The sequence below is a fragment of the Flavobacterium sp. genome, from assembly GCF_028689845.1.
GTDB lineage: Bacteria > Bacteroidota > Bacteroidia > Flavobacteriales > Flavobacteriaceae > Flavobacterium.
Window position 1 is genome coordinate 15,540 of record NZ_JAQVCH010000029.1, and the last position, 16,774, is coordinate 32,313.

General features: G+C 34.1%; 19 protein-coding genes and 1 pseudogene. 9 read left to right on the forward strand and 11 right to left on the reverse strand.

The features are described from left to right. Positions 1-64: 64 nt before the first annotated feature. Positions 65-1,141, forward strand: coding sequence for a magnesium/cobalt transporter CorA (corA, locus tag PHR76_RS10640; RefSeq protein WP_300062194.1), 1,077 nt, complete (start codon positions 65-67; stop codon positions 1,139-1,141). Here the strand turns inward: corA and PHR76_RS10645 are convergent. From PHR76_RS10645 to PHR76_RS10690, 10 genes and pseudogenes are all read right to left on the reverse strand, one after another. After that, entirely contained in the window at positions 1,138-1,719 is a 582-nt protein-coding gene (locus PHR76_RS10645) for a hypothetical protein (protein WP_300062197.1), read from the reverse strand. The genes corA and PHR76_RS10645 overlap by 4 nt on opposite strands. Positions 1,720-1,730: 11 nt before the next feature. Continuing rightward, a complete protein-coding gene (locus PHR76_RS10650; RefSeq protein WP_300062200.1) occupies positions 1,731-2,300 on the reverse strand; it encodes a hypothetical protein in 570 nt (189 codons plus the stop codon). 78 nt (positions 2,301-2,378) lie between these two features. Beyond that, a complete protein-coding gene (locus PHR76_RS10655) occupies positions 2,379-3,311 on the reverse strand; it encodes a transglutaminase family protein (RefSeq protein ID WP_300062203.1) in 933 nt (310 codons plus the stop codon). Between the two features lie 21 nt (positions 3,312-3,332). Next, positions 3,333-4,184, reverse strand: a complete 852-nt coding sequence (locus PHR76_RS10660) for a substrate-binding domain-containing protein (RefSeq protein WP_300062206.1) — start codon at positions 4,182-4,184, stop codon at positions 3,333-3,335. A 16-nt stretch (positions 4,185-4,200) separates the two neighbouring features. After that, a complete protein-coding gene (locus PHR76_RS10665; protein WP_300062209.1) occupies positions 4,201-4,713 on the reverse strand; it encodes a hypothetical protein in 513 nt (170 codons plus the stop codon). 15 nt (positions 4,714-4,728) lie between these two features. Beyond that, positions 4,729-5,262, reverse strand: a complete 534-nt coding sequence (locus PHR76_RS10670; RefSeq protein ID WP_300062212.1) for a GNAT family N-acetyltransferase — start codon at positions 5,260-5,262, stop codon at positions 4,729-4,731. An 84-nt stretch (positions 5,263-5,346) separates the two neighbouring features. Next, positions 5,347-6,210 carry a nucleoside phosphorylase gene (locus PHR76_RS10675; protein ID WP_300062215.1) on the reverse strand — a complete coding sequence of 288 codons (864 nt, stop codon included), beginning with the start codon at positions 6,208-6,210 and terminating at the stop codon, positions 5,347-5,349. Between the two features lie 83 nt (positions 6,211-6,293). Beyond that, complete coding sequence (locus PHR76_RS10680; RefSeq protein WP_300062218.1) at positions 6,294-6,626, reverse strand: translation initiation factor; 333 nt, start codon at positions 6,624-6,626, stop codon at positions 6,294-6,296. A gap of 54 nt (positions 6,627-6,680) precedes the next feature. Beyond that, positions 6,681-7,073 (reverse strand): annotated as a pseudogene (locus PHR76_RS10685) (GxxExxY protein). Between the two features lie 212 nt (positions 7,074-7,285). Continuing rightward, positions 7,286-8,236 carry a 2-oxoglutarate and iron-dependent oxygenase domain-containing protein gene (locus PHR76_RS10690; protein ID WP_300062220.1) on the reverse strand — a complete coding sequence of 317 codons (951 nt, stop codon included), beginning with the start codon at positions 8,234-8,236 and terminating at the stop codon, positions 7,286-7,288. A 191-nt stretch (positions 8,237-8,427) separates the two neighbouring features. Here PHR76_RS10690 and PHR76_RS10695 point away from each other — a divergent pair, with 191 nt between their 5' ends. The 7 genes from PHR76_RS10695 to PHR76_RS10725 all read left to right on the forward strand — a co-directional run bounded on the left by PHR76_RS10695 (position 8,428) and on the right by PHR76_RS10725 (position 15,242). Next, positions 8,428-10,404 carry a dehydrogenase E1 component subunit alpha/beta gene (locus PHR76_RS10695; RefSeq protein WP_300062223.1) on the forward strand — a complete coding sequence of 659 codons (1,977 nt, stop codon included), beginning with the start codon at positions 8,428-8,430 and terminating at the stop codon, positions 10,402-10,404. 223 nt (positions 10,405-10,627) lie between these two features. Beyond that, entirely contained in the window at positions 10,628-11,038 is a 411-nt protein-coding gene (gene mce / locus PHR76_RS10700) for a methylmalonyl-CoA epimerase (RefSeq protein ID WP_300062226.1), read from the forward strand. An 11-nt stretch (positions 11,039-11,049) separates the two neighbouring features. Then, the gene (locus PHR76_RS10705) at positions 11,050-12,609 is read left to right on the forward strand and encodes an acyl-CoA carboxylase subunit beta (RefSeq protein WP_300062228.1); all 1,560 of its coding nucleotides are present in this window, start codon (positions 11,050-11,052) and stop codon (positions 12,607-12,609) included. Next, entirely contained in the window at positions 12,609-13,007 is a 399-nt protein-coding gene (locus PHR76_RS10710; protein WP_300062230.1) for an OadG family protein, read from the forward strand. The genes PHR76_RS10705 and PHR76_RS10710 overlap by 1 nt, the downstream gene beginning before the upstream one ends. Before the next feature lie 6 nt (positions 13,008-13,013). Then, complete coding sequence (locus PHR76_RS10715) at positions 13,014-13,454, forward strand: biotin/lipoyl-containing protein (RefSeq protein ID WP_300062233.1); 441 nt, start codon at positions 13,014-13,016, stop codon at positions 13,452-13,454. A 6-nt stretch (positions 13,455-13,460) separates the two neighbouring features. After that, positions 13,461-14,615 (forward strand): sodium ion-translocating decarboxylase subunit beta, encoded by a 1,155-nt coding sequence (locus PHR76_RS10720; RefSeq protein ID WP_300062236.1) that lies wholly within the window; start codon positions 13,461-13,463, stop codon positions 14,613-14,615. A 99-nt stretch (positions 14,616-14,714) separates the two neighbouring features. Further along, positions 14,715-15,242 (forward strand): methylated-DNA--[protein]-cysteine S-methyltransferase, encoded by a 528-nt coding sequence (locus tag PHR76_RS10725; RefSeq protein ID WP_300062239.1) that lies wholly within the window; start codon positions 14,715-14,717, stop codon positions 15,240-15,242. On the opposite strand, the gene PHR76_RS10730 is transcribed toward PHR76_RS10725, so the two are convergent. Continuing rightward, a complete protein-coding gene (locus PHR76_RS10730; RefSeq protein WP_300062242.1) occupies positions 15,239-15,649 on the reverse strand; it encodes an OsmC family protein in 411 nt (136 codons plus the stop codon). The genes PHR76_RS10725 and PHR76_RS10730 overlap by 4 nt on opposite strands. Before the next feature lie 606 nt (positions 15,650-16,255). Here PHR76_RS10730 and PHR76_RS10735 point away from each other — a divergent pair. Continuing rightward, the gene (locus tag PHR76_RS10735) at positions 16,256-16,423 is read left to right on the forward strand and encodes a hypothetical protein (protein WP_300062245.1); all 168 of its coding nucleotides are present in this window, start codon (positions 16,256-16,258) and stop codon (positions 16,421-16,423) included. Positions 16,424-16,774 lie beyond the last annotated feature (351 nt).

Sequence of the window (16,774 nt, forward strand, 5' to 3'; positions counted from 1 at the left end):
AATATTACTGTAAAAATAGAATGAAATAATTAAAACCCTTAATTTTATAAAAAAATAATTCATTGTGAAGCGTTTAAAATACAAAAAAGGCAGAAAAGTAGTTTCTAATTATTTCGAATATACAGGAAGTCATCGGGAATATCCTGTAGAAATGCAATTGTTTGTGTATAATGCAGATTCGTATACGGAAACCAAAAATTTAAGCTTTAATGAAACAGAAGTTAAAGATTTAATTTCTTCGGATGATGTAAAGTGGCTTAATATTCATGGCTTACACAACGTGGAACTCATTAAGAAAATTGTGGAATCCATCGGGATTGATAGCTATATTGCCGGTGATATTTTAAATGTTTCCAAACGTACGCGTATGGAAGAATTGAATAATGCCTTGTTTTTTAGTATCAAATCTATTTTACCAGAAAAAGACGAAAGCAATGTGCATGTGGAACAAATTAGCTTTTTGCTAAAAGACAATATTTTGATTTCTTTTCAAGAAAAAAGAGGTGATTTTTTTACGCACATACGTGAACGCATTCGAACCAATTCAGGAATCATCTGCAAGAAAAAGAATGATTTTCTTCTTTATTTGATGCTTGATGCGGTTATGGAAAATTTTTATATTACTATTGAAAAATATGAAGATTTAATAGATCATCTGCAAACAGAATCAAAAACAAACGATAAGCAAGAGGTTTTGGTAAAAATTGAAAAATCGCGAGAAGATTTAAATTATCTCAAACGTTCAATCGTTCCGCTTCGTGATTCGTTATACAATTTAAAATCGATTCAAGATGATGATGATTTTAACGGAATTGAAAAGTCGAATTTTACTTTCTTTGCTCGTTTACATCAAAAGAGTTTAGAATTGCTTGATCAAATTGATTATGATATGAATTCACTTGAAAGTGCTTCCAGTTTTTACTTTTCGGCACAAAGCCATCGGATGAATGAAATCATGAAAACCTTAACGATTGTATCGGTTATCTTTATTCCGCTTACATTTATTGTGGGTGTTTATGGAATGAATTTTGAATACATGCCTGAATTAAGACATCCGTACGGCTATTTTATTACCCTAGGGGTTATGTTTTGCTTGGTGTTGGGAATGGCGTATTATTTTAAACGTAAAAAATGGTTTTAATTAACACTAAACGTATAATAACCAGCATCAATATTATTTGCTGAAGTTGCAATGGTTAAAAAAGTAGAAGCAGTAGAACTATCTGAAATCAAATCAAAATTTTGTCCATTGTAACCTGCAAAAAAACCAATGCGATACGTTCCGGGTTCAGTTAATTTAATACCACCACGATAATTATATTCTTGAGCAGAAGCATTATAGATGGCATAGGCCGTGATATAATTATTGATAGAGACCAAACCTTCATCTAAAATAAAATGATCTTCATTAGCAATATTTTGCCAAACAGCATTACTGTTTTGTTTTTCTATTGAATATAAAAAACTAAATTTGTTAGAATTGGTTGTTTTAAAAATATCTAAGGGTGTCGATTGATTAGGCTCGGCAAGAAACTGAGAGAAATTAGAATTAACCCACAAAATATCATTTACAGCATAACTATTTTGCGTTTCTACGTTTACTAAATTCGGTACGGTGGTATAAACCGAATTGTAAAATTCTTCGTCACCTTTGGTGCATTCGGCAGCCATTAATAAAGTAGCTAAAGTGAAGAAAAAAGTATATTTAATGGTTTTCATAGTATTATTATTTAAAAGCGGTAACCTAAATTAATTCCAACACGTGACACAATATCAGGACTTTCTCCATTACTAAAGAGATTTTTTCCCATTCCAACAAAAATATCAACTCCAAATTTTTCTTTAATATAAAATTTATGCCCTACAGCTCCTCCTAAAGCAAAATCAGAATAATTTTTATCTACCGATTGATAATAACCGTTATTGTTATCGTCAATTAAACGTTCTAATTCATGGTATTTTCCGCTATTAGCAGACACAAAAACTTCAATAAAATAATAACGAATTTGACTTTTTGATAGTGAATAGCGTACAAAAGGAATGATTTGATAATCTTCTAGGGTTCGGTTTTTTCCGTTGGTATAGTCTTTTTCTAATTTATTACTTTCATTAATAATCCCACTAATTCCAACTGAAAAATCGGTACTAATAAAACGTTCATAACTCACGTGAATTTTTCCTGAAGCAATAATAGAAGTCACATCAAATTTGATTTCATTCTTTCCTAAGTCAAAAGCAGAATCATTTTGAGCACTTAAAGTTGCGGTTAAGAATAAAAATAGTAAAAAAAGTTTTTTCATTATTGTTGGATATAGAGATTGTAAATATATAAAAAGCAAGGATTGTATTGCTACAAAATAGTAAAAATTCAGTAAAAATCAATTCAACGTTAAAGCTCCTAAAATTTCTTCAGACATAAAAGGGCCACCAGGATAACGAGCGGTGTAATCTAAATTTAGCCAGATTTGACCGCGTTCATCAATATGATAATGGATTTCTTTGTTTTTACTTTCGTTCACAAACAACACTTCTTTAATTAAATAAACGGCAGCTTCCAGTTCACTTTTATGTCCCACTAACATTTCAGGATAAATATGTCCACCCGTATGAATAAGTCGAGGAATTCCACCCACTGCCCGAATACAGGCTGCCATCAAGATGGCGTGATCATCGCAATCGCCAGAAAAATGCAATAAGCTTTCAGAAGCTGTGGCAATATATTCTTCGCCTTTTGGATCGTTTACATAGTTCCATCGGTTTCGAATTTCTTTAAAAACAGCGAAGCTTTGAATCATTTTTCGATGTTCTTTTTGACCTTTGATGTCTTTAAAATGCAAAGTAGTGGCAGTTAATGCAAAATTTCGCACTTTTGGATTATTAAAATCAATGGCTTTGATAATTTCACCTTTATTAGGAAAAGGGAGTAATTTCGAGATAACAAGGTCTTGCGGATTTGGATCTTCGGACATGGAATAAACCATATAGCCATAATCTTGAAATACTTTTTGAAAACCATAACCCCCAAAAACAGTTCCGTAAATTAGAGTAACCAAATAAACGCCCAAACAGAGGATTATAATTGTGCGAATTAATCGTAAAAGCAATTGAATGAGTGCCAGTAAAATAATTCCAATAATAATTCGATCGATATCGAGTGGCCAATTTGGGTCTTTTAAATTTTGATGAATGATAATGAATAGCGGAATGGCAATCAAAACATTTAATACAAAAATAATGACATCGTCCCAAGGTTTTTTTACTTGGAATTTAGTCTTAAATTCTTGAAAATTGAATGTTCCGAATACTTTCATCTCAGTTAAACGGCAAAAAGCTTAAAAGCGATGCACCAGTTCAGCAAAAGTACTTTTTTTATCGATAAGGTTTAGGTCAAAAAGTTGATTTTGAACTTTGTTTAACGTTTCTGTTGAACAATTGGACTGCGACCATTGCGTTTGAGCGAGCCAATCGTTAATATCTTCTATTTTTTGATTGTATCGCACAGCCAACGTTCGATTAATACTAGGAATATCTTTAAATTCCGAAGTAGTAGAATTGATAATATCTAAAACCAACAAAATACTTTCAGGGTTTTTTTCTAAAAATTCATTTCGAACTGCAATTACAAAACACGGCCAAGGTGTTGGGCATTCGCCAAGGCGACGAAAAGTTCCGTTGTCGACTAGAGGTTTAGTCATGAATTTTTCCCACATAAAATAATCGGCTCTTCCATTTGACAAGCCTTCAATAGCTCCATCGATGGTATTGACAGTTTCAAACTGTAAATTATCCGCGTTCCAACCTTGAATTTGAGCATTCACATACGCCATTAAATGGGAGCCAGAACCTAATCGGCTTATGGCTATTTTAGTATTTGCTAAATCGGAAACCTGTTGAAATTTTGATTGTGCAGCGACATGAATTCCCCAAATAAGCGGACTGTTTACAAAAATCTGTACAATTTTAGAAGGATTTCCAGCATTGATATCTTTTACAATTCCTTCTGTTAAAATAATGGCAATATCTGTTTCGCCATTTCGTAACATTTCACACATTTTTCCCGTTCCTTCCGGCACATCGGTCCATTGTAAATCGATGCCTGCTTCTTCAAATTCACCATTTTCAAGACATAAATGCCACGGCAAATTGAAATGTTCAGGAACGCCAGCTATTTTTATTGTTTTCATTTTAATTTATTCATTATTAAGATTTAAGATTTTCAGAAAGTTTTAAGATACAAAGTTCTCTAAGGCTCCAAATTTCTTCGAAGGAAAAGGAATTAGATTGGTTTGTTTCTGCAATCCATTTTTTTATAAATTTTTTGTGGTAATCCACTTTAAAATCGACTACTTGACTTGGAATGATTTCGATTTCTTCCAGTAGCTCATTCTTTATTTTTTCATAAAATGAATCAGTTGTGGTTACATCGATGGGATTTCCGTTCATTTTTAAATAACAATGTGCTTCAGGAATATAATCGATGTTTTTAGAAGAAAGAATAGTTCCAATTTTCGTATTCTGTTCATTCATTTTGAAAATTCCAATGTAAAGTTTTACATTTTTAATGTTGTTTTTATCGACAAAATCCTTTAAAAATGCATGTTTAGAGCTACAAGTTCCTTTATTCTCAGCTAAAACTAACGTAAAGTCATGTCTATTCGAATTTCTCCCATAGGGAATGACTTTGACTTTTTCTAGTAGGCTTTCGAAATTCATGTTTCTTCTTACTAATTACTGATTACTATTTTTCATTTGCCACCATTTCCAAATAACTTTTTCTTCGTCTGGATAATCTTCTAGAAACTGAAAACCAATTTTTTGTAAAATATGATTAGAAGCCTCGTTTTCTGAATGTGTATAAGCGTTCATCGTTTTAATATTCATTTGCTTAAAACCATATTCTAACCAAGCTACTGATGCTTCGGTAGCGTAACCTTTATTCCAAAAATTTTCATTTAAGCGATAACCGTAATCATAAAAGTTAGTATTTCCGTTTTCAATATGGTCATCGATATATTTGATTCCTGTCCAACCAATAAACTCGTTCGTTTCTTTTAAAATCGTGGCAAAACGACCAATACCATTTTTCTGATATTGGGCTTGTACAAATTCGATTATTTTTAAAGACTCTTCAATGGTTTGCGTTGGTTTTTGCCAAAGGTATTGATGAACGTTTGGATTATTATCCATCGTAAACATGGCTGCTGCATCGGTTAATTCTAATGGACGAAGGAGCAATCGGTTTGTTTCGAGTTGTAGATTCATATCTTTTTTTTGGAACATAAATTTAAGGAATTTAAGAAATTTTTAAAATTATTCTAATTTCTTAAATCTGTGTTCCTTTTTTTATTACACCAGCTTATCCAAAGCATATATAATCAATTCATCTACTGCTTTATAAGGGTCTTCACTAAAAGCTCCCGTTGAACGGTTTGCGATGATAGCGTTTAACGACAAACATTCATGTCCTAATAATTTTCCTAAGCCATAAATCGCTCCAGTTTCCATCTCTAAGTTGGTCATTCTGATACCTTGGTATTCAAAAGAATCCATTTTTTTATTCAATTCAGTATCTTGAATCCCTAATCGCAACACGCGACCTTGTGGTCCATAAAATCCACCTGCTGTTCCAGTAAATCCAGAAAATAATTGGTTGCTTTCAAATACCTTGGCTAACTTTTCACTTCCTTTAATCACATAAGGTCTTCCTTTACGCATATCCCAATTGGTTTGAGCAATAAATGCATCTTCCATCTCTTTTTCAGAAATAGAATCAATCAAATAAGAGCGTAGCATGTTGTCTAAACCTAATCCGTATTGGCTCATCACAAAACTATCGCAAGGAACATCTGCTTGAAGCGATCCTGAAGTACCAATTCGTACAATGTTTAAAGACGTTAAATCATTTTTTACAGTTCGCGTTTCTAAATCGATATTGACTAAAGCGTCTAATTCATTCATCACAATGTCAATATTATCTGGACCAATACCCGTTGACATCACGGTAATTCGCTTTCCTTTGTAAATTCCAGTTTGTGTTTTAAATTCTCTTTTTTGAGTTGAAAATTCAATGGAATCAAAGTGTTTTGTTATTTTTTCTACCCGATTTTGATCTCCAACAAAAATAATATCGTTTGCAATTTGACCGGGTTTTAAATTAATGTGGTAGAGGCTACCATCGGGGTTAAGTATTAATTCTGAGTTATGTATCATTTTTAATGAGTTAATGAGTTAGTAAGGTTTTTATATTTATTTAACTGATTTCTGAACACTGAACACTGAAAACTGAAAATTTCTCAACCTCCAACTCGTTTGGTTTTAAATCCTTTTTCTTGAAGTATTTTCATTATTTTATCTCGAAAATCACCTTGAATAATAATTTCACCTTCTTTAAAACTGCCGCCAACGGCTAATTTACTTTTAATTTCTTTAGCTAAAATTTTAAAATCTTCTTCAGAACCTGCATAACCTGAAATTATAGTGGTTGGCTTTCCTTTTCTTTTTTCATATTGACAAATCATCGGTTCTTTTTGAACAAATAATTCGTGAGGCGTTTCATCTACTATTTCCGGTTCGTTGGAAGGTTGATGGTCGGGGAATAATTTTTTGAGTTGTTCGTGTAAATCCATTATAATTAATTTCTGGGACACAGATTTAAGAAATTAAAGAAATCTTAAAAATCTTTATCTGAGTTTTTTTAAATCATTTGTAAATATTTTTCTTATGAATTGTGGGTCTTTTCCGAAGTTTAAAAGCAATCCAACTTCATAATCTGTTGCTTTTAAATAATTTAATAATTGACATTCATGAGCTTCAACCCTATATTCAACGCATTTTAACTCTATAATGACTGAATTGTTAACGATTAAATCTGGAATATATTCTCCTACAATTTCTTTCTTAAAATAAACATTAAGTTATTTTTTACTTTCAACTTCAAATCCTTTTGATTTTAGTTCAATTAGCATTGAATTATGATACACTTTTTCTAGAAATCCATATCCAAGTTCATTATAGACATTATAATATAAACCAATTAAAGCTTTTGTTAATTCTTGATGAGGAAATATTTTCATTTATATATAAGTTAAAAGGAACGCATATTTAAGATACATATAATTTGAAATGGATTATAACAAATATAAACCTTTAGAGAAAATAAAGGGATTTCTATAATTTTTCTAATTTCTCAAATCTGTGTTCCAAAGTTGCAATAGAATCAAATTAAACAAAAAACCAAACCCCAAAACAATTGGAATTTGGAGTTTTTATAATGGAATTTAATCTTTTATTTCTTAATCAATCCTAATTCAACTAAGCGTTCGTGTAAAAATTCACCAGCCGAAATATCTTCATATTTTTTTGGGTTTTGTTCATCAATACAATCGGCTAACACGTCTAGTCGCATATCACTAACGGGATGCATGAAAAACGGAATCGAATAACGCGAAGTTCCCCATAATTCTCTTGGCGGGTTCACTACTTGGTGAATAGTCGATTTTAATTTGTTATTGGTATGTCGCGAAAGCATATCGCCCACATTAATCATGAGTTCATCTGGTTCCGCCATGGCATCAATCCAATCGCCATTGTGGTTCTGTACTTGTAAACCTTTTCCTTGTGCACCCATCAATAAAGTAATCAAATTGATGTCGCCATGAGCTGCCGCACGAATAGCGTTTTCTGGTTCTGATGTTATTGGTGGATAGTGAATTGGTCTCAAAATAGAATTTCCTTCATGACCATATTTGTCAAAATAAAATTCATCTAACCCTAAATGCAAAGCTAGAGCTCTCAAAACATAAATACCTGTTTTTTCCAGCATTTGATACGCTTCTTTCCCTACTTCATTAAATCGAGGTAGTTCCTTAACTTCTACATTGTCTGGATATTCCGAAGCATATTTAGAATCTTTGCTAACATATTGTCCAAAATGCCAAAACTCTTTTAAATCGCCTTCTTTTTTTCCTTTTGCATGTTCTTTACCAAACGAAACATAACCCCGTTGTCCTCCAATACCCGGAATTTCATAGCTGTATTTTGTTTCTAAAGGCAAAGCGAAGAAATTCCTAATTTCACCATATAATTCACCTACCAAATTGTCATCTAAAAAATGACCTTTTAACGCTACGAAGCCAATATCTTCGAAAGCTTTTCCGATTTCATTTACAAATTTTTGTTTACGTGTCGGGTCATCCGACAGGAAATCACGCAAGTCAACACTAGGAATGTTTTGCATACTAAAATTATTATTTGTTAATAACTCAATGTGAGTTGAATGCTTGTTATTACAAATGTATGCAAATATTTTTATCCGCAAAATTGAAACTTATGAACATCCTGAAAATCTTACTTTAAAAAACTAACACAAAAGAGTTCCAATTTGTTATTTTTTGTACTTTTGGGAACGTTTTTAAAAAATACAACGCTATGCTTTTTGATAGAAAAAATCTTTCTGACACGGTTTTACTCGACTTATATATTCGATTATTAAAACCTCGATTAATTGAGGAAAAAATGTTGATTTTACTCCGACAAGGTAAGGTATCTAAATGGTTTTCTGGCATTGGTCAGGAAGCAATTTCGGTTGGTGTTACCGCTGCTCTTCAAAAGGACGAATACATCTTACCCATGCATCGAAATTTAGGTGTTTTTACCACGAGAGATATTCCACTCCATCGTTTATTTGCTCAGTGGCAAGGAAAGAAAAGTGGCTTTACCAAAGGCAGAGATCGCTCGTTTCATTTTGGAACACAGGAATTTAAAATTATTGGGATGATTTCTCATTTAGGGCCGCAATTAGGCGTGGCAGACGGAATCGCTTTAGCCAACAAACTAAAGAAAAACGGCAAAGTAACTGCTGTTTTTACTGGCGAAGGAGCAACTAGTGAAGGTGATTTTCATGAAGCTCTAAACATTGCCGCAGTTTGGGAACTTCCTGTTTTATTTGTGATTGAGAATAATGGTTACGGACTTTCGACGCCAACCAATGAACAATATCGTTGCGAAAATTTGGCCGATAAAGGAATCGGATACGGAATGGAAAGTTATATTATTGATGGAAATAATATTCTAGCGGTTTATAATCAAGTTTCGGAATTGGTAGCTTCTTTACGTGAAAATCCACGGCCTATTTTATTAGAATTTCAAACCTTTCGTATGCGTGGTCATGAAGAGGCGAGTGGTACAAAATATGTTCCGCAAGAACTCATGGATGAATGGGCTAAAAAAGATCCAATTGACAACTATAGAGTCTATTTAAAAGAACTTGGACTCTTGACAAATGAATACGATGAAGCGATTCGAGGAGCCTTTAAACAAGAAATTGAAGAAAATTTACGAATTGCTTTTGATGAACCTGATTTTATTGCTGATTTAAGTGAAGAATTAAATGATGTTTACAAACCCTATGATTTTGAAGGATTTAATCATTCTGAAAAAACAGAAAGTGTTCGAGTTATCGATGCTATTACACAGAGTTTGAAACAATCGATGGAACGTCATCCTAATTTAGTTATTATGGGACAAGACATCGCAGAATATGGTGGAGCCTTTAAGGTAACTGATGGTTTTGTCAACCTATTTGGAAAAGATCGTGTTCGAAATACACCAATCTGTGAGAGTGCTGTTGTATCTGCTGGAATGGGATTATCAATAAACGGACACAAAGCAATTGTAGAAATGCAGTTTGCCGATTTTGTGTCGACAGGTTTCAATCCGATTGTGAATTTATTAGCAAAACAACATTATCGTTGGAATGAAAAAGCGGACGTAGTAGTTCGAATGCCTTGTGGTGGTGGCTCGCAAGCAGGCCCTTTTCATTCGCAAACCAATGAAGCTTGGTTTACTAAAACACCGGGTTTAAAAGTAGTTTATCCTGCATTTCCTTATGATGCAAAAGGATTATTAAATACGGCAATTAATGACCCAAATCCGGTGATGTATTTTGAGCATAAAGGACTATACCGAAGTATTTATCAAGAAGTACCAACCGATTATTACACCATTCCGTTTGGAAAAGCGGCTTTACTAAAAGAAGGAACGCAAGTAACCATCATTTCTTTTGGAGCTGGGGTGCATTGGGCTTTAGAAACCTTAGCTAAACATCCAGAAATTAGTGCCGATTTATTAGATTTAAGAACCTTACAACCACTTGATACAGAAGCAATCTACAATTCGGTCAAGAAAACGAATAAATGCATCATTTTGCAAGAAGACACCGTTTTTGGTGGAATTGCAAGTGATATATCGGCAATGGTGATGGAAAACTGTTTTGAACATTTAGATGGGCCAGTGCGTCGGGTGGGCAGTTTAGATTCACCAATTCCTTTTGTAAAAGCATTGGAAGACCAATTCATGGCAAAAGGCAAATTCGAAAAAGAATTATTGGAATTAGTGGCTTATTAATTAGTCATTGGCACATCGTATAGCAAATCTAGAAGGAATTTTATAGAAATATTTCCTTCTAGATTTTTTTTATCCTTAACTTAGCATAAATGCAGCTTTACGAAAACGTTATAGTTGGTAACTAGTTGCAAATTACTATAATTCAATGATAATAAGTGATAAATATCAGATTTTGATTTGGTACAACGTTATAACTTTGTTTCAAATTTAAAAACTTAAAATCATGGATTTATCTCATATTGAACATATTGGAATTGCTGTTAAGAGCTTAGAAGAAGCTATCCCGTTTTGGGAAAAACAACTCGGGCTCAAATGCTACAACATTGAAGAAGTGAAAGAGCAAAAAGTGAGAACCGCTTTCTTTCAAATAGGTCAATCAAAAATCGAATTATTAGAATCTACTGACCCCGAAGGACCAATCGGAAAATTTATCGAGAAAAAAGGAGAAGGAATTCATCATCTTGCTTTGGCTGTAAAAAATATTCAGCAAAATTTAGATGAATTGGCCGAAAAGAATGTCCAATTAATTGATAAAACTCCTAGAAAAGGAGCAGAAGGCTTATCAATTGCATTTATTCATCCAAAATCAACACATGGCGTTTTATTGGAGCTTTGTGAAAATACTAATTTGTAAATCATAACCAAATGGATAATTCTAAACCAATTAAAACCTTATTAGACAAAAGAGCAGAAGCCAAACTTGGTGGTGGTCAAAAACGAATTGACACACAGCATGCAAAGGGAAAATTAACCGCTCGTGAACGAATAGAATTATTATTAGACGAAAACAGCTTTGAAGAATTCGATATGTTTGTCACCCATCGCTGCACTAATTTTGGTTTAGAAAATCAAAAGTATCTGGGTGATGGCGTAGTAACTGGCTTTGGCACCATCGATGCTCGTTTGGTCTATGTTTTTTCGCAAGATTTTACCGTTTTTGGCGGTTCGTTATCAGAAACGTTTGCCCAAAAAATTTGTAAAGTGATGGATATGGCTATGAAAATGGGAGCACCTATCATCGGAATAAATGACAGTGGTGGAGCTCGAATACAGGAAGGCGTGACGAGTTTGGCAGGATATGCAGAAGTTTTTCAACGAAATATTTTGGCCTCTGGTGTAATTCCGCAAATCTCTGCGGTTTTTGGTCCTTGTGCAGGTGGAGCCGTTTATTCACCCGCTTTAACAGATTTTATTATGATGACCAAAAAGAACAGTTATATGTTTGTAACAGGTCCAAAGGTTGTAAAAACAGTAACAGGCGAAGTGGTGACTGATGAAGAATTAGGAGGAGCAATGGTACATGGAACCAAATCAGGAGTTACCCATTTTGTTGCAGAAGATGAACAAGAAGGAATCCTCTTAATTCGTAAACTATTAAGTTATTTACCACAAAATAATTTAGAAGAACCACCATTTTCAGTATGTCTAGACCCAATTGAACGGGCAGAAGATATTTTAAATACAATTATACCCGAAAATCCAAACAAACCTTATGACGTTAAAGAAGTAATTCATGCTCTTGCAGATGATCAAGAATTTCTAGAAGTACATCGTCATTTTGCACCAAATATTGTGGTGGGCTATGTCAAATTCAACGGACAACCAGTTGGTGTGGTAGCCAATCAACCTAATTATTTAGCTGGTGTTTTAGATATAAATGCTTCCCGAAAAGCCGCTCGTTTTGTTCGCTTTTGCGATGCCTTTAATATTCCAATTGTTACTTTAGTGGATGTTCCTGGTTTCTTGCCTGGTACAACGCAAGAATATGGTGGAATCATCGTGCAAGGAGCTAAGTTGTTATTTGCGTATGGCGAAGCTACAGTTCCAAAAATCACGATTATTCTCCGAAAAGCCTACGGTGGAGCGTATGATGTGATGAGTTCTAAACACTTACGGGGAGATATAAATTATGCTTGGCCAAATGCAGAAATTGCAGTAATGGGTCCAAAAGGGGCAATTGAGATTTTGTATCAAAAAGAATATATGAAAATTGAAAATCTAGAGGAACGAGCACAATTTATTGCAGAAAAAATTGAAGAATATAAAGAAAAATTTGCTAATCCTTATAATGCAGCAAGTTACGGCTATATTGATGATGTGATTGAACCACGAAATACGCGGTTCAGAATTATTCGAGCATTACAATCTTTGGCTACCAAAAAAGTAATCAATCCACCAAAAAAACATTCTAATTTACCTTTATAATGATGACTAAATTAGCAATACTATTACAAGCTTCAACCCATAAAGATGCGGCCGAATTTGCCAAATTAGATCCGTATGGCATTGGAATGACGCTCGTAGCGATGTCGGTTGTATTTATTTCTTTAATAATTCTTTACCTGCTCTTTAAAAATGTAGCTCGTCTTTTTGCCTACGATATAAAAAGGAAAACAGCCGTTTCTATAAATATAAATGAAGTAGTACAGCCAAATAAAAATCAAGCAACCTTAGAATTGGGTGCGGCTGTTGCCATGGCCATTCATTTATACCAACAAGAATTACACGATCACGAAGCAGCTTTACTGACTATCAAAAAAATCAACAGAAACTATTCTCCTTGGAGTTCCAAGATTTACGGAATGCGAAAAGAATTAAAATAACGGAAAATGAAAAAATTTAATTTTAAAATAAATGGGAATCAGTATGAAGTAGTAATTAATACTTTAGAAGATGACTTGGCAACAGTAGAAGTAAACGGAACTGCCTATACGGTTGAATTAGAGCAAAAATCTACGGTTGTAAAAACTCCAAAATTAATGCGTACCGTTGCTGTTCCAACAACAGATTCCTCGCAAGCAATTGCAAAAACAAGTAGTCCAACAGCTCCTAAAGGTGGCGGAACTATAAAATCACCTCTACCGGGAGTAATTCTAAAATTACACGTAAAAGTTGGTGATGTTGTGAGTTTGTCACAAGAATTGATTACACTAGAAGCCATGAAAATGGAGAATAGTGTACAAGCAGACAAAGCGGGTGAGGTGATCGCCATTCATTTTAATACGGGCGATGCCGTGATGGAAGGCGATGTTTTAATTACGATAAAATAAACAATCATGAGCGATTTTTGGAATTTTCTAGTAGAGCATTTATCTCAATTTTTTACCTATACAGCTTTTGCCAATTTTACGATTGGTCATGGTCTCATGATTTTAATTGGTTTGATTTTTATTTATTTAGCCATTTTTAAAGAATATGAACCAATGCTTTTGGTTCCAATTGGTTTTGGAATTTTAATTGGAAACGTTCCTTTTTTACCAGGTTTACAAATTGGAATTTATGAAGAAGGAAGTGTCATGAATTACCTTTATTTTGGGGTAATGAAAGGGATTTATCCGCCTTTGATTTTTTTGGGAATTGGAGCGATGACCGACTTTTCTGCTTTAATATCCAATCCGAAATTAATGTTGATTGGTGCAGCTGCTCAATTTGGAATATTTGGAGCGTATATGGCCGCTTTGGCCTTAGGTTTTTTGCCAGAACAAGCAGGAGCAATTGCTATTATCGGTGGTGCCGATGGCCCAACTGCTATTTTTTTATCTTCTAAATTAGCCCCAGAACTCATGGGTGCGATTGCGATTTCTGCCTATTCATACATGGCTTTGGTTCCTGTTATTCAACCACCAATCATGCGATTACTTACCACGTCGAAAGAACGTTTAATCCGAATGAAACCGCCACGTGTGGTCTCTCGAAACGAGAAAATCATGTTCCCAGTTCTTGGATTATTATTGACTACATTTATTGTTCCGAGTGGTTTGCCTTTATTAGGAATGCTATTTTTTGGGAATTTACTAAAAGAAAGTGGCGTAACAAAACGCCTTGCCGATACCGCGAAAGGTTCTTTAATAGATGTCGTTACTATTTTACTTGGATTAACCGTCGGTGCTTCTACGCAGGCGACTACATTTTTAAATGGTCAATCGGTTGGAATATTTGTTATTGGTGCTTTATCTTTCGTGGTGGCCACTACAGCAGGTGTTTTGTTTACCAAAATTTTTAATTTGTTTCTAAAAGAAGGCAATAAAATCAATCCGTTAATTGGAAATTCAGGAGTTTCAGCCGTTCCGGATAGTGCCAGAGTTTCCCAAGTTGTTGGTTTAGAATATGATAAAACCAATCACTTATTGATGCATGCCATGGGACCAAATGTGGCGGGTGTGATTGGAAGTGCGATTGCCGCTGGGGTATTGTTGAGTTTCTTGGGATAAGAAATCAATTATTTTTTGCAATTTGCTAGAAAATGGGTTTAATCTGAATTTCGTTTCTTAATTGAAAAGGATATCTTTGAAAAATCATACGCTAAGCTAATGCAATCCAAAATAATTCATATTCACTATTATCACTCTCCCATAGGCGAACTCGTTTTAGGGGAGTTTGAAAACCAATTGTGTTTATGCGATTGGCGATACCGAAGCAAACGAAACGAAGTGGATTCGAGAATCTTAAACGGATTGAAGGCAACTTTTGAAGAAAAAGAAACAGATGTATTGAAAGAAACGATAAACCAATTGGATGCTTATTTTGCTAAAACAAGAGAAACTTTTGATTTGCCGCTAGTATTAGTAGGCACGGATTTTCAACAATCGGTTTGGAAAGCGTTGCAAAATATACCCTATGGAAAAACACAAACCTATTTGGGATTATCCAAACAAATGAATAATCCCAAAGCAATTCGTGCTGTGGCAGGAGCGAATGGTGCAAACGCATTATCCATCATTATTCCCTGCCATCGAATTATTGGTAGTAACCAAGAGTTGGTGGGTTATGCCGGTGGTTTAACTGCTAAACGAAAATTATTGGCGTTGGAGCAGGGGAGCCAGTTGGAGTTGTTTTAATTTAACGTAAACTCTACTGAAATTTCCGTATTTAATAATTTGGATACAGGACAATTTTTCTCAGCATCTTTCACCAAATCAGCAAATTGACTGTTTTCTATTCCATTCACTTTGGCTTTAAGCACTAAATGTGATTTGGTTACAGCACCATCTTCAAAAGTAATCTGACCTTCTGTTTGTAATTCTTCTGGTGGAAAACCAGCTTCTGTTAAATTGAAACTTAATTTCATGGTGAAACAACCTGCATGAGCGGCTGCAATCAGTTCTTCGGGATTCGTACCAATTCCTTCTTCAAAACGCGAACCAAACGAATATTGGGTTTTATCTAAAACCGTGCTTTGTGTCGTTAAATGACCTTTACCTTCTTTTCCTGTACCTTTCCATACAGCTGTAGCTTTCCTTTTCATCTTTTTTAATTTTAGTGAGTTTCAAAGTTAAAAAAGATTTCATCTAAATTTTTACACGATTAACGGAAATAATTATAGAATAGCACTATTTTTCATATAAAAATCTGTAAAGTTGCAGGATTACTAGTTGGAGTTGTTTTAGGGATTGTTGGCAAATTGACTCTAGCTGAGTAGAGTCTTCTTATGAAAAACCCAACTCTACAAAGTATTCTCTTGAAAAATAGCACGATGCTCTGCGAATGTCTCTGACTTCGCAGCACTAAAACAAATCCAGCTCATCGAAGTATTCTCTTGAAAAATAGCACGATGCTCTGCGAATGTCCCCAGCTCATCGAAGTGTTTTCTTGAAAAATAGCACGATGTTCTGCGAATGTCCCCCAGCTCATCGAAGTATTCTCTTGAAAAACAGCACGATGCTCTGCGAATGTCTCTGACTTCGCAGCAATCAAACTATTCCAATTTTTTATTATATTTGATAAACGTATTAGGCGAAATAAGGTTTTGGCTTTTGTGTTAAAACAAAGAATTTTTCACATTAAATAACAGAAATTTATATGCTGCGAAGTCAGAGACATTCGCAGAGCACAGTTTTAAAGAGAAGACTTCGTGGAGCTGGGTATTATTAATGCGACCGGCGTGTTGTTTGGTAAAAAATCCATTACGTCATCATTCTACACATATTTTAATGGACAATATGAACTATACAACCATGAAAGTTCGAGTTTTGAAATGGAAGAAGTTATTATTTCGGCACCTAAAAAAACTAAAAACTAAAATTAACATGAAAAATTTATATTTTAAATTCGCAATTGTAGTAAAATTATTAATTACGAGCCCTTCAATTATTTATTCTCAATTTATTGATTACAATCATATTAAGCAAAATGTAGATGTCGAGCTAGTCCTTATAAAACCCCAGCTCTCCGAAGTCTACCTCTAAAAAGCAGCACTGAGCTCTGCGAATGTCTCTGACTTCGCAGCACTAAAACAAATCCAATTTTTTATTATATTTGATAAAAAAATAGATTTTGGAAGAAGGATATACAATAAGAGATCAATCACGACCACATTTTATCACAGCAACAGTTGTTGATTGGATTGATGTATTTTCCAGAAAAGTATATC